Origin of the sequence: Cupriavidus necator N-1 (assembly GCF_000219215.1) — a bacterium.
Taxonomy (GTDB): Bacteria; Pseudomonadota; Gammaproteobacteria; order Burkholderiales; family Burkholderiaceae; genus Cupriavidus; species Cupriavidus necator.
Window position 1 is genome coordinate 2607184 of sequence record NC_015723.1, and the last position, 21278, is coordinate 2628461.

A 21278-nucleotide genomic window follows, 5' to 3' on the forward strand; every position below is an offset into this window, starting at 1 on the left:
TTCGGCAGAGGACCTGCGCGACATATTTACCGGCGTTTGCGCAGATTTCGAAGCTGAACTGGTGGAGTTCGATGGGGAGGACGATCACGTTCACCTTCTTGTGAACTACCCGCCAAAGGTCGCGGTGTCCGCACTGGTAAACAGCTTGAAAGGGGTATCCAGCCGTATGATCCGAAAGAAGAACTACCCGAGCATCAGCAAGAAGCTATGGGGCGGTGCGCTGTGGTCGCCGTCTTACTTCGCAGGGAGTTGCGGCGGTGCGCCCATCGAGATCATCCGCCAATACATTGAGCAACAACAGACGCCGCATTAGCCGCCGAAAGGACGCCGACGGCGTCCGCGCTATCCTTCCCCGGCCTAAAGGCCTGAGGATTACCCACAAATCCGGTTGTAAACTGGATTGAGCGGTGTTAACTTTCGCCCATCCTATTTATGTTGTTGCAGCGGATTGGCGATCAGAGACGACACGGCAGACTGGGCTAGCGAAGAATTCGCAGAGGCGAGTCTCGGCGATGCTCGCCTGTCGCAGCGACTGGTCGCGCTGGCCCGGCAGCTGGCCATCAGTCCACACACTTCGCTCCCCCAGGCCCTGTCACCAGCTGAACTGAAGGCGGCCTACCGCTTCTTCGATAACGATCAGGTCGATACCAACGGCGTGCTGGCGCCGCATATTGCACAGACGTTGCACCGCATGGAACAGTTGCCAGTGGTGCTGGCAATACAGGATACGACCGAATTCAATCTGACGCACCTGCACGCCACAGAGGGCTTAGGTCGCTGTACCGGTGGCAATGAGCGTGGTTTCCTGATGCACAGCCTGCTGGCAGTCAGTCCAGAGGGGCTGCCGCTTGGGGTGCTGGGCATGAAGACGTGGACACGCGCTGAAGCAACCAAAGGTAGTGCTGCGCAGCGCAAGTCCCGACCCGTCCACGAAAAAGAAAGCGCTAAGTGGATCGAGGGTCTTGCCCATCTGTCTGCGCTGAAGTCGCGCTGTGCACAGACCCAACTGGTAGGGATCGGAGATCGCGAAAGCGATGTGTATGAACTGTTTGCTGCCGAGCGACCAGACGGAGTGGACTGGCTGGTGCGCGCAGCATGGAATCGCTGTGCCCGCCATCCCCAGCGCTATCTCTGGCAAGCGGTATTGGACACCCCTGCGACAGGCTACACCGAGTTGCTGATTCCGGCCAGAGGTGCACGCACCCTACGCACGGCCCGCCTGACGCTGCGATACGCGCCCGTTCGCCTGCAACCACCTCAGACGCGGGCTGGCTTGCCCGAGCAGAATGTCTTCGCTGTGCATGTCATCGAGGACGAACCGCCCGCCGGTATCGAGCCGCTCGAATGGATGCTACTCAGTTCGGTGCCCACGCACTCGCCTGAGCAGGCTCTTGAGCGGCTTCAGTGGTATGCGCGGCGCTGGACCATCGAGACCTGGCACCGTGTGCTCAAGAGTGGCTGCCGTATCGAGGCCCGCCAATTCGGTACACTGGAACGCTTCGTGCGGGCCACCTCCCTGTTTGCCGTAATCGCCTGGCGCATTCTGTACACGACTCTACTGGCTCGCCTTGATGGCGAGTTGCCCTGCGAGGTAGTCCTTCAGCCCATCGAATGGCAGGCTCTGTATTGCCGCGTACACCGAACCACCCGGCCACCGGACAAAGCGCCATCGCTGAATCAGGCAGTACTGTGGATCGCCACGCTGGGTGGCTACCTGAATCGCCGCAGTGATCCTCCGCCCGGCGCCACGGTTATCTGGCGAGGCTTCTTCGTCCTCCACGAGATTACCGAAATGTTCCGCATCTTCAGTTCAGGTCCATAGGATGTGGGTAAAGCTCAGGCCTAAAGGCCGAGGCTTGCCGCGCACCTGGTCAACCCCGGCAACCCCGCAATCGCCTGCGCCAGGTAGTCCAGCAACACCCGCACCCGCGCCGGCTGGTAGCGCCGCGACGGATAGACCAGGAAGGCTTCCTGCGCCGGACCGCTCCAGCGTGGCAACACGTGCTGCAAGGCACCGCTGTCGAGCAGGTCCTGCACCAGCCATGCCGGCGTCATGCCAAAGCCGACGCCGGCCAGGAAGCTCTCGCGCATCGCCAGCGAGTTGTTGACGCGGTAGCGGCAGGGCGCGCTGACCGGCGCCTGCCCGCCGGGCCCGTCGAGCACGATCTCGTCGCCAGCGGCCAGCCAGGTGAAGCGCAGGATCTGGTGCCGCGCCAGGTCGGCTGGCTGCCGGATACGCGGATGGCGTGCGAGGTAATCGGGCGAGGCCACCAGCAGCCGCGGCGACACCGCGATGCGGCGCGCGACCACGTTGGGCGGCAGCGAGGCGCCGAGGCGCACCGCGATGTCGACGCCCTCCTCCACCAGGTCGACAAAGCGGTCGTCGAACAGCAACTCCACCTCCACCTCCGGATAGCGCTGCTGGAACGCCAGCACCAGCGCATTAAGCCGCAGCACGCCGAAGCTGGCCGGCGCGCTGACGCGCACCCGCCCGGCCGGGTGCCCGGACATGCCACGCGCATCACTGACCGCCTCGCCGTATTCATCCAGCACGCGGCGCGCGCGCTCATAGAAGCGCCGCCCCGCCTCGGTCGGCGACAGGCTGGTGGTGCTGCGCTCCAGCAGCCGCACGCCCATGTCTTTCTCCAGCGCGGCCACGACCTTGCTGATGGTCGGCTGGGTCGACTGCTGCTCGCGCGCCACCGCCGACAGGCTGCCCAGCTCCACGGCGCGCACGAAGACCTGCATTGCCCTGATGGTGTCCATGCCGTTCCTTGTGCCCATTCATTCCATCGCGGAATGAGCGATATGCCATTCTGCCTGCTACCTGTCATTTCTGGAATGCCCTACCTTGGGCGTCATCCCGGCACCAACGCCGGTCCACGAGCCGAGGCAAACCCATGTTCCGCATTCCCCGCATCCTGCGCTGCCTGACTGCGCTGACGTTCTCCGCCACCCTCGCCAGCACCGCGGCACTGGCCAGCCCCTTGCAGGACCCAACCTGGCTGACCAGCTGGATGGCAAGCCAGCAGCCGGTGTGGCAGCCCGGCGCCCAGCCGCTGCCGACCGGCGTGCCCACGGTGCTGTCCGGCCAGACGCTGCGCCAGGTGGTGCGGCTCAGCGTGGGCGGCAAGCGCGTGCGCGTGGTGCTGTCCAACCCCTACGGCCGCCACCCGGTCGCGGTCGGCGCGGCGCAACTCGCGCGCCATGCCGGCGGCGGCAGCATCGATGCGGCGGGCAGCCGCGCGGTGACGTTCGGCGGCAGCGCGTCGGTGATCATCCCGGCGGGCCAGTCCGTGGCAAGCGATCCGGTCGCCATCGACGCCCCGGCGCTGGGCGAACTGGCACTCAGCCTCTACCTGCCGCAAGCCACCGCGATCGAGTCGTTCCATTGGGATGGGCGCCAGACCGCGTGGCTCGCGGCCGGCAACGCGACCACGCAGGCCACGCTGCCTGCGCCGCAGTCGTTCAGCGCGCGCATCCTGCTCAGCGAGGTGCAGGTCGATGCGCCCGGGTATACCGGTGCCGTGGTGGCCGTCGGGGATTCGATCACCGAAGGCAACGGCTCCACCCCCGACACCAACCGCCGCTGGCCGGACGTGCTGGCACAGCGTGCGGCCGGCAACGGCGTGGCTGTGCTCAATGCGGGCATCTCCGGCGGGCGGCTGCTGCGCGATGGCATGGGGGTGTCCGCACTGGCGCGGCTGGATCGCGACGCACTGAGCCAGCCGCACGTGCGCACCGTGATCGCGGCGATCGGCATCAACGATATCGCCTGGCCGGGCTCCACCTTTGCACCGGGCGATGCGGTGCCGCAGGCCGCCGAGTTGATCGAGGGCTACCGCCGCCTGATCGCGCGCGCCCATGCGCGCGGCGTGCGCGTGATCGGCGCCACCATCACGCCGTTTGCGGGGGCGCTGCGCGATACGCCGATCCGCGGCTATGACAGCCCGGGAAAGGAAGCGGTGCGGCTGGCGGTCAACGACTGGATCCGCAACGGCGGCGCGTTCGATGCGGTGGCGGATTTCGACGCCGCGGTGCGCGATCCCGCGCGCCCGCAGGCGCTGCTGCCGGCGTTCGACAGCGGCGACCACCTGCATCCCGGCGACGCGGGCTATCGCGCCATGGCGGCGCAGATCGGGCTGACGCTGCCTGAGCTTGCCCGTCAGTCCCGGTCCGGCGCACCCGGCGGGAAGAGCCGGCGATAGGGCCGTGCCTCGTCCACCGCGCGCGCGAACGATGGCCGCGCCAGCAGCCGGTTGCGGTAGGCGCGCACGTTGCCGCACGCATCGGGGATCGGATGCACCCAGTCCGCATAGAACAGCGACGGCGCGGCCGAGCAATCGGCCAGCGTAAAGGCGTCACCCGCGGCCCATTCCCGGCCGGCCAGCGTTGACTCAAGCCACGCGTAGGCCGAATCGAGCAACTTGCGTGCCTCGGCCACGCCATAAGCATCGCGGTGCTCCGCCGGGCGCAGGTAGTCGGCCACGATGCGCTGCATCGGCGTCATCACATACTGGTCGAAGAAGCGGTCGAGCATGCGCACTTCCAGCGCGGCGTCGGGCGACTCCGGCAGCCAGCGCACGGGGCCGCGGTGATGCTGGTCCAGGTAGTCGATGATGATGCTCGATTCGAGCACCGTGCGGCTGCCGTCCACCAGCATCGGCATGCGCTTGAGCGGCCACAGCCTGGCGAGTTCGTCCATGTTCTGCGCGTGTTCTGGCGACAGCATCCTGAACTCGAAGGGAATGGCGTTCTCGTACAGCGCAACGAGAACCTTCTGGCAATAGGATGAAAACGGGTGGGCGTAAAGCTCCATCGTGGTCTCCGGTGGTGATCTTCGGTGGTGGTCGGCGCGCGACTACTGCTGCGCCGCAAAGCGATCGGTCGCGGCAATCAGCTGGTCCATGATGCCCGGCTCGGTCCACGCATGGCCGGCGCCTTCGATCAGGTGAAAATCGGCATTGGGCCACGCCTGGTGCAGCGCATAGGCATAGCGCACCGGGCACGGCATGTCATAGCGGCCGTGCACGATCACGCCGGGGATGTGGGCCAGCTTGTGCGCGTCACGCAGCAGTTGCCCGTCTTCCAGCCAGCAGCGGTGCGTGAAGTAGTGGTTCTCCAGCCGCGCGAACGCCAGCGCAAAGTGCCCGTCGTCATGCTTGGCGCTGTTGCCGGCGTCCGGCAGCAGCGTGATGGTCTCGCCTTCCCACACGCTCCATGCGCGCGCCGCTTCCACCTGCTTGTCCTGGTCGTCACCGGTCAGCAGCTTGCGGTAGGCGGCCATCATGTTGCCGCGCTCGGCCTCGGGCACCGGCGCCTGGAAACGCGCCCACTTGTCGGGGAACATCTCGGACACGCCGTATTGGTAATACCAATCCAGCTCCGCCTGCGACACCGTGTAGATGCCACGCAGCACCAGCTCGCTGACGCGCTGCGGGTGCTTCTGCGCGTAGGCCAGTGCCAGCGTCGAGCCCCATGAGCCGCCGAACACCAACCAGCGCTCCACGGCGGCCAGCACGCGCAGGCGCTCGATATCGTCGACCAGATGCCACGTGGTGTTGGCCTCCAGCCCCGCATGCGGCGTCGAACGCCCGCAGCCGCGCTGGTCGAACAGCAGCACGTCATAGCGCGCCGGGTCGAACAGCCGCCGGTGGTCCGCGGAAATCCCGCCACCCGGCCCGCCATGCAGGAACACCGCCGGCTTGGCACCGGGCGTGCCCACTCGCTCGTAGTAGATGACATGCCCGTCGCCGACATCCAGCGTGCCGGTTTCATAGGGCTCGATTTCAGGATAGAGGGTGCGCAGGGCAGGCATGGATATGGGTCTACGGAGATCGGGAGCCACAGTGTACGCCGGAGGGAACGGCAAACAGTAGCCCAGCCCTTAACCGGCGAACACCGTCTTCACCCAGTCCCTCAGCAGCCGCGTGGCGGGACGCTCCGCGGCGCGCTCGCTGTAGACAAGGTCATAGCGGAAGCTCTCCAGCGACAGCCCGAACGGCTGCACCAGCACGCCCGAGGCCAGCTCTTCCGCGACCAGCGTCAGGCTGAGCAGGCCGACCCCCTGCCCCGCGATGGTGGCCTGCACGGCGTGGATCTCGTCGGTAAAGCTGAGGCCGGCATGCGGATCGGTGACCTCGACGCCGGCGTGCGCCAGCCACTGGCGCCAGACCGGCGCGCGCTCGTTATCGCGTGCGCCGGCGCCCCACTCGAAGTGCACCAGCGTGGCGTGCTTCAGATCCTGCATGCTGGCCAGTTTCAGGCCCGGGCTGCAGACCGGCGCAAACCGGTCGCAGAACAACGGCTCGACCACCAGGCCCGGGTAGTCGCCGCTTCCGTAGCGGATGGCAGCGTCCGCATCGTTGTCCAGGTCGACGATCTGGTCCGACGCATCCAGGCGCAGCGTCCAGTCAGGGTAGGCCGCGCGGAACTGGCCGGCACGTGGTGCCAGCCGCTTGGCCATGAAGGCAACCGTCGATGTCAGCGTGGCAACGTTGGTCTGTCCGCTGCGCTGCACCGCCAGCACGGCGCGCTCCATCCCGTCCAGGCCGTCCCGCACCGCGGGGAACAACTGATGCCCGGCAGGCGTCAGGCGCACCTTGCGGGTCTGGCGTTCGAACAGCTTCACGCCAAGGCTCTCTTCCAGCAAGCGGATCTGGTGGCTGACCGCCGTCGGCGTGACGTGCAGTTCGTCCGCCGCGTGCTTGAAGCTGGCGCGCCGGGCGGCGGCTTCGAAGGTGCGCAGGGCACTCAGGGGCGGCAGTTTGCGCAAGCCTCCTCCTTAGATGAGATGTATTCATGTATCGACTGAAAAGCGACCATTTGTCGCGGCCTCGTCCCGCTCCGATACTCAACCTATCGGATGGCCCCTCAGGCGATCAGGTGAATTCTACTAAATCATCTACCGGAGTCAGCAATGCCACTGGAACAAGTCCACACCAAACCCGACCCCTATGCCCCCTATTTGCTTTCGCAAGCCATCCGGGCCGGCGGCTTCCTCTTTGTTTCCGGCCAGGCCGGGGTGGGCGACGATGGCGCCATCGTGGGCCGTGACGACTTCGATGCCCAGGCCGAGCAGGCATTCAGCAACCTCAGGCGCGCGCTGCAGGCGGGCGGCTCGGGGCTGGACCGCGTGGTGAAGGTGACGATCTTCCTGACGTCGATGGCACACTTCCCGAAGATCGTCGAACTGCGCCGCAAATGGTTCTCTGCCCCCTATCCGGCCGACACCATCGTCGAGGTCTCGGCGCTCTACTCGCCGGACGCGAAGATCGAGATCGAAGCCATCGCCCTGGCCACAGAGGCTGCGCGATGACCACGCCCGCCACCCCCTCGCTGTTCGATACGCTGGCGCTGAACGGCGTGCTGCTGCGCAACCGGCTCGCGGTGGCGCCGATGACGCGCATCAGCGCCACCGCCGCAGGCGTTCCCACCGAGGCCATGACCCGCTACTACGCAGGCTTCGCCCGCGGCGGCTTTGGCCTCATCGTCACGGAGGGCATCTATACCGACCGTGCCTACGCCCAGGGCTATGCGGGCCAGCCCGGTCTGACGGACGCGCAGCAAGTCGCCGCCTGGCGCCAGGTCGTTGCCGCGGTCCACCAGCAGGGCGGGCGCATCGTGGCGCAGCTGATGCATGCCGGTGCGCTGTCGCAAGCCAACCGCTTCCGCGACGACACGGTCGGGCCCTCGGCCGTGCAGCCCAAGGGGCAGCAGATGACCGTGTATGCCGGCAAGGGTCCATACCGGATGCCGCGCACCATGGAGGAGGCAGACATCCTGCAGGCCATCGAAGGCTTTGCGCAGGCCGCCCGGCTGGCCCGTGACGCGGGTTTCGACGGCGTTGAAATCCACGGTGCCAATGGCTATCTGCTGGACCAGTTCCTGACGGGCTATACAAATCAACGCCAGGACGCCTGGGGCGGCAGCATCGCGCAACGCATGCGCCTGCCGCTGGAAACCGTCCGCGCGGTGCGCGTTGCCGTGGGTACGGGCTTCCCCGTCGGCGTGCGCATCTCGCAAGGCAAGGTGAACGATTTCGTCCACAAGTGGCCGGAAGGCGCGGAGGGCGCGGCCGCCGTTTTCTCCGCGCTTGGGGCGAGCGCCGTGGACTACCTCCACGTGACGGAGTACGAGGCATGGATGCCCGCCTTCGCGGACGACGGCGCGACGCTGGTGCAGCTTGCACGCCGTGCCGCGCCCGGGCTCGCGATCGTGGCCAACGGCAGCCTGCATGAGCCATCGCGCGCGACCGGCCTGCTGGACGATGGCGCCACGCTGGTCGCGCTCGGTCGCGGCGCCCTTGCGAATCCGGACTGGCCGGTGCTGGTGCGCGAGGGTCAGCCGGTACGGCCATTCGATGCGGCCGTTCTCGCGCCGCTGGGCAACATCAAGGATGCCGAGCTGGCGCTGCGCGAAGCAGGCCGCCAGGCGGTGACGCCGGGCTGACGGTCACAACCGCCACGGCCTCCACCTCGACCTTCAGCCCGAAATGCAGCGGGCCGGTGGGCACCACGGCCCTGGCCGGCCGCGCGTCGCCAGCCCATGCGGCGTAGATCGCGTTGAAGGCGGGCCAGTTGTCCATCGTGTCCACGTAGACGCGCACCTGTACCAGCGCCGCGATGCTGCTGCCGGCGGCAAGCAGTGCGGCCTCGACGTTGGCCAGCGCCTGTTGCGCCTGTGCGGCGAACGACGCGTCGACCAGCTTGTGCCCGTCCGGTGCAATCGGCAACTGGCCGGAGATAAAGACCAGGCCGCCGGCGACCGTGGCATGGCTGTAGTGGCCGCCTGGTGCGGCGAGCGAAGCGGGACTGACTGTGCGTACCGCCCCGTGTTCATCGTTGTGCTTACCAGCCATGCAGACGGCTCCATTCGGTGGCCGCGCCATCCTCGGCAATGGCGTGGTAGGTGGGAAACTGCGCCCCGGTGGCGCAGGCGTGGTTGGGCAGGATGCGCAGCACCGTGCCGACGGGCAAGCGTGCAGCGATATCCGGATCAGCCGTGCCTTGGCGCGAGCTCCTGGTTGGCGCCGCTGAGAACGTAGCCGGGCATGACGGTGCCGTCGATGGCGCAGGCCTGGCCGTAGCCGAAGTCGTGCTTCTGCTTCTGCGTGCCACGGTCGCGGCTCATGGCCATCCAGCCGGCATCGACGATGGCCCAGCCCTTTTCCGGCTGGTGTCCGATCACGGTGGTCAGCACGCTCAGCGCCACCTCGTCTTCGGTGCAGACGCCGACATTGCGCATGACCAGGTCAAAGAACACATAGACCCCCGCGCGCACCTCGGTCACGCCCTCCAGGCTGGCTGCCGACAGCGCGGTCGGGGTCGAGCCCACGCTGACCTCCGCGCACGGCAGGCCCGCCTCGCGCAGCCGCGTGGCGGCGCGCACGCAGCCGGCACGCTCTTGCTCGGCCATGGCCGCAAGCGCCGCGAGCGTGTCCAGGTCATAGCTGGAGCCGGCGTGCGTCATCACCCCGCCCAGGCGCACATCGCCATCATGCAGGACGCGCGCCACGTCGATCAGCGCGGGGTCGTCGGGGAGGATGCCGGAGCGGTGGCCATCGGTATCGATTTCGATCCAGACCTCGAAGGCCTCGCGGTGTGCGTTGCAGAAGGCGACGATGGCGCGGGCGGACTCCACGCTGTCGGTCAGGATCTTGAGGTCGCAGCCGCGGCGGCGCAGCGCCAGCGCCTGGGGCAGCTTGCTCGCCACCGTGCCCACGCCGTAGAGGATGTCGGTGATGCCGGCGTCGAAGAAGTGCGCGGCTTCCTTCAGCGTGGAGACGGTGATGCCGCTCGCGCCCGCATCGATCTACGCGCGCACAACCGGCGTGCATTTGCTGGTCTTGGCATGCGGACGGAAGCGCACGCCGAGCGCATCCATGCGCGCCTGCATGCGGTGGATATTGCGCAGCATGCGCGGGGTGTCGATCACTGCCGCAGGCGTTTCCAGGCTGCGCAGCGTGGCGGAGGAATCAGGATGTTGTCGTTGGTGAGGCGACACTGGGCCTGGCGCTGGCGACCCGCACCGCCAGGCGGCTGAGCCTGACGCCGGAGGGTGAGCGCTTCGCGCGCGAGGGTGCGTCCCTGCTGGCACAGCTCGACGCCTTGCCTGAATCGTTCCGGCGCGAGGACAGCCGGCTGACTGCACGCTGCGCATTGCCGCGCCGTTCGGGTACGGGCGCCACCATGTGGCCCCGCTGCTGGCGCGCTTCGCCCAGTTGCATCCCGGCCTGCGCCTGCAGCTTGACCTACGCGAAACGCCCTGGCCCGACCGGCATGACTCGGACGCCGTCATCCATATCGGCGCCGTGCGCGACTCGTCCTGGATTGCGCGCACGCTTGCGTCCAATACGCGCTGGCTATGCGCCAGCCCTGCCTACCTGCGCCAGCGCGGCACGCCCGCCGTGCCGCGCGACTTGCTCGAGCATGCCTGTATCTGCATCCGCGAGAATGACGAGGACGTGACGCTTTGGCGCTTGCGCCGGGCTGGCACCCGGCGACGTGCATCAGCGCGCGAGAGCGTGCGCGTGGTGCCGGCCTACACCAGCAATGACGGCAGCGTGGCGCGGGCCTGGGCCGAACAGGGGCTGGGACTGGTGCTGCGCTCGGAATGGGACGCCGCCGACGCGGTGGCGCGCGGCGTGCTGGTGCGCGTGCTGGTAGACTGGGAATTCGACAGCGCACCGGTGACGCTGCTGGTTCCTTCGCGACGGGGACGCACGGCCCGCGTGCAGGCGCTGATGCAGTTCCTGGAAGAGGCACTGGGAAGCGGCAAGCAGGACCAGGTGCCAGCACGCCGGGCCCGTCCACCAGGCTGACGCCTTTTCCCGCTACCCCGCCGCATGATCCCTGCGCCAGTTGGCCGGCGCCATCCCGAACTGCGCCGAAAACCACCGTGTAAACGAACTGGCCGACCCATACCCCAGCAACTGCGACACCCGCAGCAGCGAATAGCGCGGATTCTCCACGTACCGTCGCGCCAGTTCGCGCCGCACGTCGTTCAGGATCTCCGTGAAGGTCTCGCCCGCGTCGTCGAGCTGGCGCTGCATGGTGCGCAGGCTCAGGCCCAGGCCTTCCGCCACGGCTTCACAGGTGGCGCGGCCCATCGGCAGCATCAGGTAGATCGCGGCGCGCACTTCATGGCCGATGGACTGCGGGTTGGCGCGGGGCAGCGTGTCGATGAACTGCTGCGCGTAGCGTGCCATGACCGGGTCCGCCGTCGGGTTCGGCGCGTCGAGATCGGCGGCGCGGCAGATGATGCCATTGCTGTCCGCGTTGAATTCCAGCGGGCAACCGAACAGGCGGCGATGGATGCGCAGGTCGGCCGGCGCCGCATGCGTGAAGCTCACGCCGATCGGCTGCCAGCGCGGGCCCAGCAGCAGCGCGCACATGCGGAAGACGACACCGATGGCCAGCTCAGTGGCCTGCCGCGAAGGCGCGTCGCTGAGCACTTCCTGCCGGATGACCACCGCGCTGCCGGCATCCTCAAGCAACAGCGCCACCGAATCGTTGACCAGGTGCCGGTAGCGGATGGTGGTGGCCAGCGCGGCACGCAGCGTGGGCTGCTGGCTGATCAGCAGGCTCATCACGCCAAAGTCCGACAGCTGGCGCGACTCCGCCATGCGCAGCCCGAAGGTCGGGCAGGCCGACGCCTGCGCGGCGGCTTCCAGCAGCGCCACGCAGGCGCTGACCGGGACGCGCTGGTCGGGATCGTCCAGCCAGGCCCGCCGCAGCCGCGCCTGGCGCAGCAACGGCTGCGGGTCCAGGCCGAGGTCGCGCGAAACCTCGAGGAAGTTGGTCAGTGCGGCAGCACGTATCAGGGTTTCCAAGCCAGAGTTGCCTTGCGATGAGATGTCAATCGGGGGCGCGGTCTGCCCGCCGCAGCAGCGATCATAGGGCCGCATGGCATGAAATGCAAAGTCATCGGGAGTTAATGCAACGCCGGCCGGGGCAGCAATCCCTACAGTTCTCTGCATGTGCAGCGTGTTCCGCACCAACGAGACTCCAGGAGACAAGACAATGGCAAATGTTGTCCGCATATACGAGACCGGCGGCGCTGAAGTGCTGCGCTACGAACACATGGAAGCGGGCGAGCCGGGCCCGGGACAGGTCGGTCAACGTGCGGCTGTCGGCGCAGCGGATCCTGTACACGCTGAACGATTCCGGCGCCGAGGTGGTGCTGCTCCATCCGGACTTCCTGCCGGTGATGGAAGAGATCCGCTGCCAGTTGACCAGCGTGCGCAGCTTTGTCCTGCTGGCCGACGGCCAGCACGTTCCGCCGACATCACTGCCGTTCGGCGGCGAGTATGAGGCCCTGCTGAGCGCGGCCTCGTCCGACTTCGACTTCCCCGAATTCGACGAGAACACCCGCGCGGTCACCTTCTACACGACGGGCACCACCGGCGATCCCAAGGGCGTGTGCTACAGCCATCGCGACATCAGCCTCGGATGAGGCTGCCCTTTTGCGTTGCCGGGAACGGACTCAGGGTTGGATATTGAACGCCTTGACGATGCCGGCATTGCGCTCGAACTCCGCGCGCACTGATTCGCTCAGTTGCGGCAGGGGCTGCGCTGACAACGGCTCATAGCCGAGCGCCTCCATCCGGTCACGCACCTTGGCGGAAGCCGCGGCCTTGTAGGCAGCCGCGTGGATCTTCTCGGCCAGTTCGGGCGACAGCTTCGACGACGCAATCACGCCCACCCAGTTGCTGAAGTCCATGTCGGGGTAGCCCAATTCCGCAAAGGTCGGCACCTGCGGCAGCAGCGCCGAGCGCCTTTTCGACGCCACGGCATAGACCTGCACCTTGCCGGCACGAATCATCGGCAGCGAGGTCACCATGCCGTCGTACATCACCGCGATCTGATTGCCCATCACCTGCGTCAGCGCCGGCGCGGAACCGGCAAAGGGCACATGCTGCAAGTCGATCCCGGCCTTCTGGTTCATGATCATGCCGGCGTAGTGCGAAGCGGTGCCGGCGCTGTACGAGGCAAAGCTGAGCTTGCCCGGATTGGCCCGGGCGTAGCTGACCAGGCTCTTCAGGTCCTTGGCCGGCAGACCAGGCGCGCCAATCATCACCATGCGCGAACGCGCCACGGCGGCGATGGGCCTGACGTCTTTCAGCGGGTCGAACCCCTGCTTGAGCACATGCGGGATCTCGGTCAGCACATTGCTGGCGGTGACCATGATGGTCTGGCCATCGGCGGGCGCAGCCAGCATGGTGGTGATGGCAATGCCGCCGCCGGCGCCCGGCTTGTTGTCGACCACCACGGGGTGGCCAAGGTCCGCCGACAGCTGGTCTGCCAGCAGGCGGGCGAGCACGTCCATGGTGCCGCCCGCGGGGGCGGGCACCAGCATCCGGACCGGCTTGCTGGTCCAGGCCATGGCAGCGGGGGCCGCCAGCGCCAGGCCGGCAGCCACGGCGGCGATGCGCAGCAGGAATGTAGGGTGGGTGGGCATGTTGTCTCCCTTATGTAGTATGGATCTTCTGTCCAGCGTTGCCGGCATGGCGTCACCGTGTGGTGAGCGCGATGCCTGGCAGGTGTGGGGAAGCGGGAGACGCGCGGGCCAGCGCCCGGAGCATTGCCTCCAGCAAGGCACGCGGCGGCCTGGCGCCGGCGATCGGCGGCGCACCGTTGATCACGAAGCGCGGCACGCCCAGGCCGGGATTGGGTAGCGGCACCTCCTCGCCATGCAGCGGCGGCAGCCACGCCAGGTCTTGCGCAATGGCCGGCGCCGCCGCTTGCGGCATCGGCATGCACAGGCGATCGCTGCCGCGTGCAGCACGCGCGGATCGCCGAGGTCCTCACCGCGCAGGAAGTACCCTTCAAACAACCAGTCGATCAGCGCGGATGCGGCCGCTTCGCCACCAGCCTGGCGCGCATACCGGATCAGGCGATGCGCAAGCACGGTGTTCGGCAGCACCTCGATGCGGTCGGGTTCCAGCGTGATGCCGGCCTCTCGCGCCGCGGCGCATACCTGCGCCTGCCGCAGCGCCACGGCTTCGGCGCTGCCAAGCCGCGCCAGTCTGAACTTGCGATTGGGGGATGCCGGCCGGCGGCAGCGTCGGAAACAGGGGACAGCTGCGCCATTCGACCGTGACCGCTACATCGGGCCGTTGCTGGGCCAGCTGCGCCAGCGCTGTTTCAAGATGGCGCTTGCCGATCATGCACCAGGGGCAGACCAGGTCGAACCCGACCTGGATGAAGAGGGAGGCGGGCTGGCTCATGACAGAGCGCCCGTAGCGGCACGCTGCCCGCGGCGGGCCGGCGCCGCCGCCAGCACTTGCGCGCGTTCGGCTTCGCTCATCTGCGCCCAGCGCCCGATTTCCAGCCGTGTCCTGGCGCAGCCCTGGCAATAGCGGTTGGCGAGGTCCATGCGGCAGATGTTGATGCAGGGATTGATGAGGGCGTCAGGGTGATGCATCACGAACTCCGGTAGTGCATGGCAAGGGCCGGCCGGTATGCCGGCCCCGCGGCCAGGGTCAGGCGGCTGCGCGCAGCGGCAGGTTCTTCTGCCCCGCCTTGCGGTTGGGCGCCATGCCATTGGCTTCCAGCGTGGCGTCAGCGCTGTCGTACCAGGTGCCGATGCGGTAGATCTCGCGGGCTTCCTTGCACGATGCGATCTCGCGGCCCAGTTCATGCGCCACGCGCACGCACTGCTCGATCTGCTGCACCGAGGTCATGCGGTTGCCGTACTGGTCGATGATGGTGTCTTCGATGCCGCAACGCGGGTGCAGGCCCATCGCCATCGCCATCATGTTGAACGGCAGCACGTTCTTCAGCAGCGACTCCGCGGTCAGCGTGCAGCCGTCCGGCGCGCGGTGCACGAAGTTGAAGAAGTTGAACGGGTTGGGGCCATCAAAGCCGCCGCCGATGCCGATCCAGGTCAGGTTCAGCGGGCCGGTGTAGACGCCGGCGCGCACCAGCCGTTCCAGCGTTTCCAGCGCGTGCATGCCGGTCAGCTGGAAATGCGGCTGGATGCCCGACGCCTGCAGCCGGCGCAGGTGCTCCTCAACCCAGCCCGGACCGGCCGGCACCGTCATCTCGCGATAGGCGGCCTGATAGGCCGGGTGTTCCAGCGAGGTGCCCTTCAGGTATTCCGGATAGAGCAACTCCATGATGTTCATCTGCGTGGTGTTGATCGCCACGGTCACCTGGTCGGGCTTGGGCTCCAGCTCTGCCAGCATGTGGCGGGTGTCGTCGGACAGCCACTTGGCCGCCTGGCCGTCGTCTTCCGGCGCAAACGAGATCGAGCCGCCGACCTGGATGATCATGTCCGGCACCGCGGCGCGCACGCCGGCGATCAGCTCGTTGAACTTGGACAGTCGCTTGGAGCCCTTGCCGTCGAGTTCGCGCACGTGCAGGTGCAGCACCGTGGCGCCGGCGTTGTAGCAGTCGACGGCTTTCTGGACCTGTTCTTCCATGGTGACGGGGATGTCCTCGGGAAAGTCCTGCGGCATCCACTCCGGGCCATACGGGGCCACGGTGATCACCACCTTGTCCATGTTCTCGGGGTGCAGGGAATCGTCAAGGAATTGCACGGATGGCTCCAGTTGGTTAGTGATTGGAGTATCGGCGAACGACTGCTCGCAATTTGACGATCCGGGACATTAGATTTACATTTCGGGAGACTCAGGGAAAGCACGGAATCTGCCCCCATGTCCTACTATCTGCGCAGTGCCAGCCTGACCAATTACGTGGAAGTCGCGCGTTCGCTGGGGCTGGATCCATACCAGCAGCTGAGGGCGGCAAAGATCAACCGCTCGGTCCTGCTCGATCCCGATATCCGCATTCCCGCGGCGTCGGTGGGCGGCTTGCTGACTGAGCGCGTTTTCGCGGTGGTTCAGCGAGCGTATTGGATGCAGCGTGTCGGCGAGGCGTGCGCAGGCGGCGCAATAGAAAAGCCGCCGGCGCACAAGCGGCGCGGCGGCGAAGACGAGCATCGGGCGGGCCGCTAAGCCCGGAATCGCGGTAGGAATGCCCATTACTGAGCACCCCCCGCACAGATCCGTACGAGCCCGATTCGGGCATACGGCTCCTACCTCGGGTGTTTGACGTCAAAGCGCCGGTCGGGCCATGGATGAAGGATTCGAGGCTGTGGGAGCCAGGCATCCGCGATCCGCTCGACCCGCGTCCACGTCATGTGATCCTTTTGGCTGCGGCGCCGGAGCGCCCGCCGCCAGAGGTCAACAATGTGGTAACGGAAGGCGCCGAGTGCTCGCGAGTTCGTTGGTACTGCGTGGTACGCGAAGTATCCGCGCACCACCTGCCTGAGCCATTTTCCTTGCGCAGGAATCGGTTCGTGCATGCGCCGCCGCAGGTCCTCCTTGATCTGCCTGAGCTTCGCCCGCATGCGATCACCTCGGGTCTTCCTCTGCAACTGGAAGGCACCCCGACGCGATCGTCCGCAGATAAAGATGAAACCCAGGAAGGCGAAGGTCTCCGGTCGGCCAAGACCTCGACGCTGGCGGTTGGCCGCTGCGTTGCGACCAAACTCCAGTAACCTCGTCTTGTCCGGATGAAGCACAAGCGAGAACTCCTCCAGCCTCTGTCGCATCGCGTCCCAGAAGCGCCGCGCGTCAGCTTCGTGCTCGAAGCCAACCACAACATCATCTGCGTACCGCAGAATAATGACGTTGCCTTTAGCTTCCCGCCGTCGCCACCGGTTGGCCCAGAGATCAAACACGTAGTGCATATACACGTTCGCGAACAGTGGCGACGCCACTGACCCCTGCGGTGTACCTGTTTCACTGACGTTCAGTTCTCCATTCTCCAAAACGCCCGCCTTGAGCCATTTCCGCACAAGACGAATGATGCGCTCGTCGCCGATCCGATGCTCCACGAATCGAACCAGCCAGTCCTGGCTGACCGAGTCAAAGAAACTCCGGATGTCGGCGTCTAAAATCCAGTTCACCGGGGTGCGGATGATGGCCGTTGCCAACGCGTCCAGCGCATCATGCTGACTGCGTCCGGGTCGGAACCCGTACGAGAAACCGAGAAAGTCTTCCTCGTAGATCGCATTTAGCACTTCAACCACCGCGCGCTGGACGACTTTGTCTTCCAGTGCGGCAATCCCCAATGGGCGCTGCTTGCCGTCCGGCTTGGGTATGTACTGCCGCCGAACGGGCAGTGCCCGATACGCTCCGCTGAGTACCTGCGTGTGCAGACGCTGAAGATGCTCTTCCAGTCCCGCTTCGTAGTACCGCCACGTCATGCCATCCACTCCTGGTGCCGCGTTGCGTTTGAGCGCATAAAACGACTCCCGAAGCCGGTCGACCGTGACGTGGTGCAGAAGCGCGGTGAACCGCTCCTTCTTCCGCTGCCTTGCAGCTTGACGTACACGTACCAATCCCTGTGGCACGCTTACCCGGTTCTGTGCCCGGCACGTGTTGGATTGACCCGTGTTCCCCTTGGTCCCCGCCCTTCGCTCCACCCACTCCGCAGTCGGTCTCCCGGCGTTGTTCGCAGGTTTCTTCGCTACTACGGCGGAGTCTGACTTCTCCCGTCCGTTCATCATCGGCTACGGCTCCTCGCCTTCCCGATGCGGACCAGCCCATGCTGCGACTGGCCAGACGCGAGACCTCCCGGTTCCCGCGCAAGGAGCGTCCGTGCGTGCCAGGGTCTTTGACCACGCCGGGTCGTCGAGGCACTCGCGTTCACGCGCCCCTTCATGTTGCCTTCCGCGTTCTGAACCGCGTCGGCACCCGGAACAACACAACTATCGCGGCTCAATGGCTGGCCCACACGCTCCCCTACCGACGCTTCGCCGACCACCTCACGGTAGCCTGCGCACGGCTCGGGGCCGATGTGGTTCGCTATTCCTTCATCGTAGTGGACTTTCACCACCTACTCCTTGCCGGTCTCCCGGCGCACTCAGAACTTGTGCCGCATCCCCAAAGCCACGCCAACCATGCTGCGCTGCCCGTTGGCCGCGGCATAGCTGTTGCCCAGCGACAGGCTGTTGGCATAGACCGTGGCAAGCGACTCCAGCATCAGGCCGGCATTGCGAGCATAGGCCGTCGACAGGTACACATCCGTGCGCCGCGAAAACGCATAGTTGGCGACAAAGGCAACCTGCCACGGATTGGCCACTTCCGTATTGCCAAACAGGCTCCTGACATTGTCGTAGTTGTACTCCAGCGTCAGCCCCACGGCCGGGGTGACCTGATAGTTGGCGCCGATCCAGTAGTAGTCGTCCCGCTGGATCACCACGTCGGCGGCATTCTTGTTCTGACCCCAGCGATAGCCACCCATGATCTTGGCCGGGCCAAAGGCGTAGCTGGCCGCCACGACGGCCTTGCGCACGGTGCCATTGCTGGTGCCGATGGTGGGGTTCCACTGGTCATAGCCGATGGTGGCGCCGAACGGCCCGGTGGCATACGCCAGCGAGGCCCCGTAGGCGGTGTCGCGCCGGAACTGTCCGGGCACTTCGCCATTGCCGCCGATCGGGGTGGCAATACCAACAGTCTGCGGCAGCGCCAGCCCGACGCCGAACGACCAGTGCGCCCGCGCCGTCAGCGGGCCGAACTGGCCGGTGTACTTGACCGTGTTGTCCTCGCGGAAATTGGCGCCCGCCTGCAGCACCACCGGTTCATATTGCGTGGCGTAGGCGGTAGGCGAGAAGTTCGCCAGCGCTTCAAAGATCGACGTGTACTGGCGGCCCAGGCTGAGCTGGCCGATGCCGGCGTGCTGCAGGGCGACAAAGGCCTGGCGGCCGAACAGGCGACCGCTCTGCTGCATGGTGCCGTTGTCCAGGCTGAAACCGCTTTCCAGCACGAACGACGCCTGCCATCCCGCACCAAGATCTTCCGCGCCGCGCAGGCCCCAGCGCGACCCGGACAGCCCGCCCGACGCCATCCGGAACACCTTGTCGCCCGGCCCTGGGTTGAAGCCGTTAGTGGCAACGGGCACAGCGCCGACGCGGTTCACGTATTCGACGTTGACGTCCGCCACGCCATACAGCGTGACGGACGATTGCGCGGCGGCCGCTAGCGGGCAGCCCAGCATCAAGGCCATCACGGTGCTTCTGGTTTTCATTCATCTCCTCCTTGGTTGCCCGGCCTTTGCGGCCGGATTCTTTTGTTGTGCCGCGGACGCGGCGGGTCACGAATCGTGCGTGACCAGGGTGCCCAGCTCCGCCAGCAAGTCATGGGCACGCGGCCACGGGCCGTAGCCCGCGGCAGGGTTGAGGTGGCCGACGTTGCCCAGGTCCACCAGCCGGCTGCCCCATGCGGCGGCCATCTCCGCGACACGCGCATGGCTGGCCAGTGGGTCGTTTCCGCTGGCAGCAACCAGGCTGGGGAACGGCAAGGGCGCGAGCGGCGTCGGCAGCCAGCCCCCCTGCACCAGCGTGTCCTGCGCCGGATAGCCGGGCGGCAGCGGCTGCGAAAAATCCGGCGGCGTCACCAGCAGCGCGCCCAGGATTCGGCGCTGGTGCCGCGCCGCCCAGTGCACGGTGATCATCACGCCGGCGCTGTGCGCGACCAGCACGACCGGCTTGTCGATGTCCGCCAGCGCGGCATCGAGCGCGGCGAGGCGGGCCGCGCAACTGAGCTTGTCGTGCTCCAGCGGCGGCACGCAGCGGACGTCGCGCCCCTGCGCCTGCAGTTCGGCTTGCAGCAGCGTTTGCCAGTGCTCGGCGACGTGGTCGCGCAGGCCCGGCACCATCAGGACAGTGTGGGTGGGTGTAGCAGTCATGGTCGGATTGGAAGGAGTCAGGCAGGAACAACGTCAGGCACAGCGTGGCCATCCAGGCGGCGCAGGTCCGCCGCATAGCGCCGGCGGCCGAGGCAGAACAGCAGGGCCGCGGCCGCACCGGCAAGCGGAATCCATTGCAGCGCGCCGGTCAGGCCGATGTGGTCGGCCAGCACGCCGGTGAGGAACGGACCCGGTGCCAGCCCCAGCAGGTTGTTGATCAGGGTCAGCGTGGCAAACGCGGTCGCATGGATGGCAGGCCGCGTCAGGTTGGCCACCATCGCGCTGGCTGGGCCGGCGGTGCCGCCCACCACCAGCATGCCCGCGCCGATCAGCACCAGCTGCGCATGGCCCGCGGGCAGCCGGAACGCCGTCATCAGCAAGACGCAGCAGATCACGCTGTAGGCGATGGCCATCTGCCATTTGCGCGCGGGCACGCGCCGCGCCACGCGGTCGGTCAGCGCTCCGCAGGCCACCATGCCCACGCCGGCCATCAGCACCAGCATTGCCGCAGCCACGCCGGCGCGTCCGGTCGCCATGCCGTAGTCGCGCGACAGGAAGCTGGGCAGCCAGCCCAGCAGCGCCGCCATCACCAGCAGCTGCAGCGCACTGCCGGCGCAGGCGCAGAGCATGGAAGGCACCGTCAGCAGCTCGCGCACGATCCGGCGCGGCTCCAGTTGCCGGGCCGGGACCGCCGCGTCGCCGTTGGCCGCGCTCACGCGTTGCTGGAGCCCGCGCAGCCGATGCTCGCTGATGGTCAGGTAGTAGAGCGCCACCATCACCAGGCCGAAGCCGGCGATCCCGGCAAAGGCAATGCGCCAGCCAAAGTGGGCCGACAGGACACCGCCCAGCCCCATGCCAAGCACCGAGCCGAAGGCACCGCCGGCAATGAAGGCCGCGCTGAGGCTGGCGCGCAGATGGCGCGGGAACACCGACACCACTACCGCGATACCCACGCTGCCATACGCCGCCTCGCCGATGCCAACGCAAAGCCGCGCCAGGAACATCTGGCCGAAGCTGTCCGCCACCGCGCAGCCCAGCGTGGCCAGGCTCCACAGCGCCGCCATCAGGATCAGGCTGCGCACGCGTCCCCAGCGGTCGGCCAGCAGCGACAGCGGAATCGCGAGCACGCCCACCATCAGCGCCACCACGCCGCCGAGCGCGCCCAGCTCCGTATCACCGAGCTGCCATTCGGCCTTCAGCAGCGGAAACACCGCGTTGAGCACCTGGCGCGACATATAGTCCGACAGCAGCAGCGCGAACGTCAGCGCAAAGACGAGCCACGCATAGCGCGGTCCGGCAGCAGCCGGCAGGGCCGGCGTGGCCGACTCTGCGGCAAGGGCAAGGCGGGGTCTGGACATGGGCGTCTCCGGAAGCAGACCGGCGGTCTTCGCGCCGCCGTGCGTTCACAGCCCGCCGCCGAAGGGTGACGAGCGCAGGCAGTATCTGGCGATCGGGACCGTGCGGTTTGATATTCCGGGACGTACGTTTGACATTCCGGGACAGCTGGGGAAAACGCCGAGACAAAAAAAACCGGCACCCGAAGGTGCCGGTTTCTCGCTGGCCCGCCGTCAGGCGAGG

Annotated in this window: 19 protein-coding genes and 5 pseudogenes; 8 read left to right on the top strand and 16 right to left on the bottom strand. The window is 67.0% G+C overall.

The genetic code is table 11. The features are described from left to right. Nucleotides 1–13 precede the first annotated feature (13 nt). Together tnpA and CNE_RS29845 are read left to right on the top strand one after the other, a co-directional pair. Nucleotides 14–313, top strand: a pseudogene (gene tnpA, locus CNE_RS29840) (IS200/IS605 family transposase); the annotation flags it as partial. A gap of 135 nt (nucleotides 314–448) precedes the next feature. Beyond that, nucleotides 449–1822, top strand: a complete 1374-nt coding sequence (locus tag CNE_RS29845) for an IS4 family transposase (protein WP_041228751.1) — start codon at nucleotides 449–451, stop codon at nucleotides 1820–1822. Nucleotides 1823–1842: 20 nt separating this feature from the next. Here the strand turns inward: CNE_RS29845 and CNE_RS29850 are convergent, their stop codons facing one another. Beyond that, nucleotides 1843–2766 (bottom strand): LysR family transcriptional regulator, encoded by a 924-nt coding sequence (locus CNE_RS29850; protein WP_013954030.1) that lies wholly within the window; start codon nucleotides 2764–2766, stop codon nucleotides 1843–1845. A gap of 134 nt (nucleotides 2767–2900) precedes the next feature. Between CNE_RS29850 and CNE_RS29855 the strand changes: the two genes are divergently transcribed. Further along, nucleotides 2901–4208 (top strand): SGNH/GDSL hydrolase family protein, encoded by a 1308-nt coding sequence (locus CNE_RS29855; RefSeq protein ID WP_013954031.1) that lies wholly within the window; start codon nucleotides 2901–2903, stop codon nucleotides 4206–4208. On the opposite strand, the gene CNE_RS29860 is transcribed toward CNE_RS29855, so the two are convergent. The 3 genes from CNE_RS29860 to CNE_RS29870 form a co-directional block, all read right to left on the bottom strand. Beyond that, a complete protein-coding gene (locus CNE_RS29860; RefSeq protein WP_013954032.1) occupies nucleotides 4166–4819 on the bottom strand; it encodes a glutathione S-transferase family protein in 654 nt (217 codons plus the stop codon). The two genes, CNE_RS29855 and CNE_RS29860, sit on opposite strands and share 43 nt — an antisense overlap. Nucleotides 4820–4861: 42 nt before the next feature. After that, nucleotides 4862–5818, bottom strand: a complete 957-nt coding sequence (gene pip, locus CNE_RS29865; protein ID WP_013954033.1) for a prolyl aminopeptidase — start codon at nucleotides 5816–5818, stop codon at nucleotides 4862–4864. 69 nt (nucleotides 5819–5887) lie between these two features. After that, complete coding sequence (locus CNE_RS29870) at nucleotides 5888–6775, bottom strand: LysR substrate-binding domain-containing protein (protein WP_013954034.1); 888 nt, start codon at nucleotides 6773–6775, stop codon at nucleotides 5888–5890. Between the two features lie 144 nt (nucleotides 6776–6919). Here CNE_RS29870 and CNE_RS29875 point away from each other — a divergent pair, with 144 nt between their 5' ends. Together CNE_RS29875 and CNE_RS29880 are read left to right on the top strand one after the other, a co-directional pair. Further along, on the top strand, nucleotides 6920–7318 hold the full coding sequence (locus CNE_RS29875; RefSeq protein ID WP_013954035.1) for a RidA family protein: 399 nt from the start codon (nucleotides 6920–6922) through the stop codon (nucleotides 7316–7318). Next, entirely contained in the window at nucleotides 7315–8451 is a 1137-nt protein-coding gene (locus CNE_RS29880) for an NADH:flavin oxidoreductase (RefSeq protein ID WP_013954036.1), read from the top strand. Before CNE_RS29875 ends, CNE_RS29880 begins: the two co-directional genes overlap by 4 nt. On the opposite strand, the gene CNE_RS29885 is transcribed toward CNE_RS29880, so the two are convergent. Both CNE_RS29885 and CNE_RS29890 read right to left on the bottom strand, forming a co-directional pair. Beyond that, nucleotides 8393–8860, bottom strand: a complete 468-nt coding sequence (locus CNE_RS29885; RefSeq protein ID WP_013954037.1) for a RidA family protein — start codon at nucleotides 8858–8860, stop codon at nucleotides 8393–8395. The two genes, CNE_RS29880 and CNE_RS29885, sit on opposite strands and share 59 nt — an antisense overlap. Continuing rightward, a pseudogene (locus tag CNE_RS29890) lies at nucleotides 8850–9918 on the bottom strand (alanine racemase). Before CNE_RS29890 ends, CNE_RS29885 begins: the two are co-directional and overlap by 11 nt. A 77-nt stretch (nucleotides 9919–9995) precedes the next feature. Between CNE_RS29890 and CNE_RS29895 the strand changes: the two are divergent. Continuing rightward, nucleotides 9996–10822: pseudogene (locus CNE_RS29895) on the top strand (LysR substrate-binding domain-containing protein); the annotation flags it as partial. Nucleotides 10823–10834: 12 nt separating this feature from the next. Here the strand turns inward: CNE_RS29895 and CNE_RS29900 are convergent. Next, entirely contained in the window at nucleotides 10835–11833 is a 999-nt protein-coding gene (locus CNE_RS29900; RefSeq protein WP_041228752.1) for an AraC family transcriptional regulator, read from the bottom strand. A 281-nt stretch (nucleotides 11834–12114) separates the two neighbouring features. Here CNE_RS29900 and CNE_RS29905 point away from each other — a divergent pair. Beyond that, a pseudogene (locus CNE_RS29905) lies at nucleotides 12115–12450 on the top strand (AMP-binding protein); the annotation flags it as partial. Nucleotides 12451–12486: 36 nt separating this feature from the next. On the opposite strand, the gene CNE_RS29910 reads toward CNE_RS29905, so the two are convergent. The 5 genes from CNE_RS29910 to CNE_RS29925 all read right to left on the bottom strand — a co-directional run bounded on the left by CNE_RS29910 (nucleotide 12487) and on the right by CNE_RS29925 (nucleotide 15544). Then, entirely contained in the window at nucleotides 12487–13461 is a 975-nt protein-coding gene (locus CNE_RS29910; RefSeq protein ID WP_013954042.1) for a tripartite tricarboxylate transporter substrate binding protein, read from the bottom strand. 52 nt (nucleotides 13462–13513) lie between these two features. Then, complete coding sequence (locus tag CNE_RS42290; protein WP_228772797.1) at nucleotides 13514–13759, bottom strand: hypothetical protein; 246 nt, start codon at nucleotides 13757–13759, stop codon at nucleotides 13514–13516. Between the two features lie 69 nt (nucleotides 13760–13828). After that, nucleotides 13829–14230, bottom strand: a complete 402-nt coding sequence (locus CNE_RS42935) for a DsbA family protein (RefSeq protein ID WP_330995910.1) — start codon at nucleotides 14228–14230, stop codon at nucleotides 13829–13831. Next, nucleotides 14227–14427 (bottom strand): DUF1289 domain-containing protein, encoded by a 201-nt coding sequence (locus tag CNE_RS29920; RefSeq protein WP_013954045.1) that lies wholly within the window; start codon nucleotides 14425–14427, stop codon nucleotides 14227–14229. Before CNE_RS29920 ends, CNE_RS42935 begins: the two co-directional genes overlap by 4 nt. Before the next feature lie 58 nt (nucleotides 14428–14485). Next, nucleotides 14486–15544: a BKACE family enzyme gene (locus CNE_RS29925; protein WP_013954046.1), complete on the bottom strand. Its 1059-nt coding sequence runs from the start codon at nucleotides 15542–15544 to the stop codon at nucleotides 14486–14488. 117 nt (nucleotides 15545–15661) lie between these two features. Between CNE_RS29925 and CNE_RS40815 the strand changes: the two are divergent. Further along, nucleotides 15662–15823 (top strand): annotated as a pseudogene (locus CNE_RS40815) (AraC family transcriptional regulator); the annotation flags it as partial. A 218-nt stretch (nucleotides 15824–16041) separates the two neighbouring features. On the opposite strand, the gene ltrA reads toward CNE_RS40815, so the two are convergent. The 4 genes from ltrA to CNE_RS29950 all read right to left on the bottom strand — a co-directional run bounded on the left by ltrA (nucleotide 16042) and on the right by CNE_RS29950 (nucleotide 21058). Then, nucleotides 16042–17520, bottom strand: a complete 1479-nt coding sequence (gene ltrA / locus CNE_RS29935) for a group II intron reverse transcriptase/maturase (protein ID WP_013954048.1) — start codon at nucleotides 17518–17520, stop codon at nucleotides 16042–16044. A 356-nt stretch (nucleotides 17521–17876) separates the two neighbouring features. Further along, nucleotides 17877–19040 carry a porin gene (locus CNE_RS29940; protein ID WP_013954049.1) on the bottom strand — a complete coding sequence of 388 codons (1164 nt, stop codon included), beginning with the start codon at nucleotides 19038–19040 and terminating at the stop codon, nucleotides 17877–17879. Nucleotides 19041–19106: 66 nt separating this feature from the next. Further along, nucleotides 19107–19700, bottom strand: coding sequence for an RBBP9/YdeN family alpha/beta hydrolase (locus tag CNE_RS29945; protein ID WP_013954050.1), 594 nt, complete (start codon nucleotides 19698–19700; stop codon nucleotides 19107–19109). Nucleotides 19701–19717: 17 nt separating this feature from the next. Beyond that, entirely contained in the window at nucleotides 19718–21058 is a 1341-nt protein-coding gene (locus CNE_RS29950) for an MFS transporter (RefSeq protein ID WP_013954051.1), read from the bottom strand. Nucleotides 21059–21278 lie beyond the last annotated feature (220 nt).

Excerpts from the sequence above, each read along its gene's own strand:
- CNE_RS29850 (WP_013954030.1), bottom strand. The coding sequence starts at position 2,766 with ATGGACACCATCAGGGCAATGCAGGTCTTCGTGCGCGCCGTGGAGCTG.
- CNE_RS29855 (WP_013954031.1), top strand. The coding sequence starts at position 2,901 with ATGTTCCGCATTCCCCGCATCCTGCGCTGCCTGACTGCGCTGACGTTC.
- CNE_RS29860 (WP_013954032.1), bottom strand. The coding sequence starts at position 4,819 with ATGGAGCTTTACGCCCACCCGTTTTCATCCTATTGCCAGAAGGTTCTC.
- pip (WP_013954033.1), bottom strand. The coding sequence starts at position 5,818 with ATGCCTGCCCTGCGCACCCTCTATCCTGAAATCGAGCCCTATGAAACC.
- CNE_RS29875 (WP_013954035.1), top strand. The coding sequence starts at position 6,920 with ATGCCACTGGAACAAGTCCACACCAAACCCGACCCCTATGCCCCCTAT.
- CNE_RS29880 (WP_013954036.1), top strand. The coding sequence starts at position 7,315 with ATGACCACGCCCGCCACCCCCTCGCTGTTCGATACGCTGGCGCTGAAC.
- CNE_RS29885 (WP_013954037.1), bottom strand. The coding sequence starts at position 8,860 with ATGGCTGGTAAGCACAACGATGAACACGGGGCGGTACGCACAGTCAGT.
- CNE_RS29910 (WP_013954042.1), bottom strand. The coding sequence starts at position 13,461 with ATGCCCACCCACCCTACATTCCTGCTGCGCATCGCCGCCGTGGCTGCC.
- CNE_RS42290 (WP_228772797.1), bottom strand. The coding sequence starts at position 13,759 with ATGCCGATGCCGCAAGCGGCGGCGCCGGCCATTGCGCAAGACCTGGCG.
- CNE_RS42935 (WP_330995910.1), bottom strand. The coding sequence starts at position 14,230 with ATGAGCCAGCCCGCCTCCCTCTTCATCCAGGTCGGGTTCGACCTGGTC.
- CNE_RS29920 (WP_013954045.1), bottom strand. The coding sequence starts at position 14,427 with ATGCATCACCCTGACGCCCTCATCAATCCCTGCATCAACATCTGCCGC.
- ltrA (WP_013954048.1), bottom strand. The coding sequence starts at position 17,520 with ATGATGAACGGACGGGAGAAGTCAGACTCCGCCGTAGTAGCGAAGAAA.
- CNE_RS29940 (WP_013954049.1), bottom strand. The coding sequence starts at position 19,040 with ATGAAAACCAGAAGCACCGTGATGGCCTTGATGCTGGGCTGCCCGCTA.
- CNE_RS29945 (WP_013954050.1), bottom strand. The coding sequence starts at position 19,700 with ATGACTGCTACACCCACCCACACTGTCCTGATGGTGCCGGGCCTGCGC.
- CNE_RS29950 (WP_013954051.1), bottom strand. The coding sequence starts at position 21,058 with ATGTCCAGACCCCGCCTTGCCCTTGCCGCAGAGTCGGCCACGCCGGCC.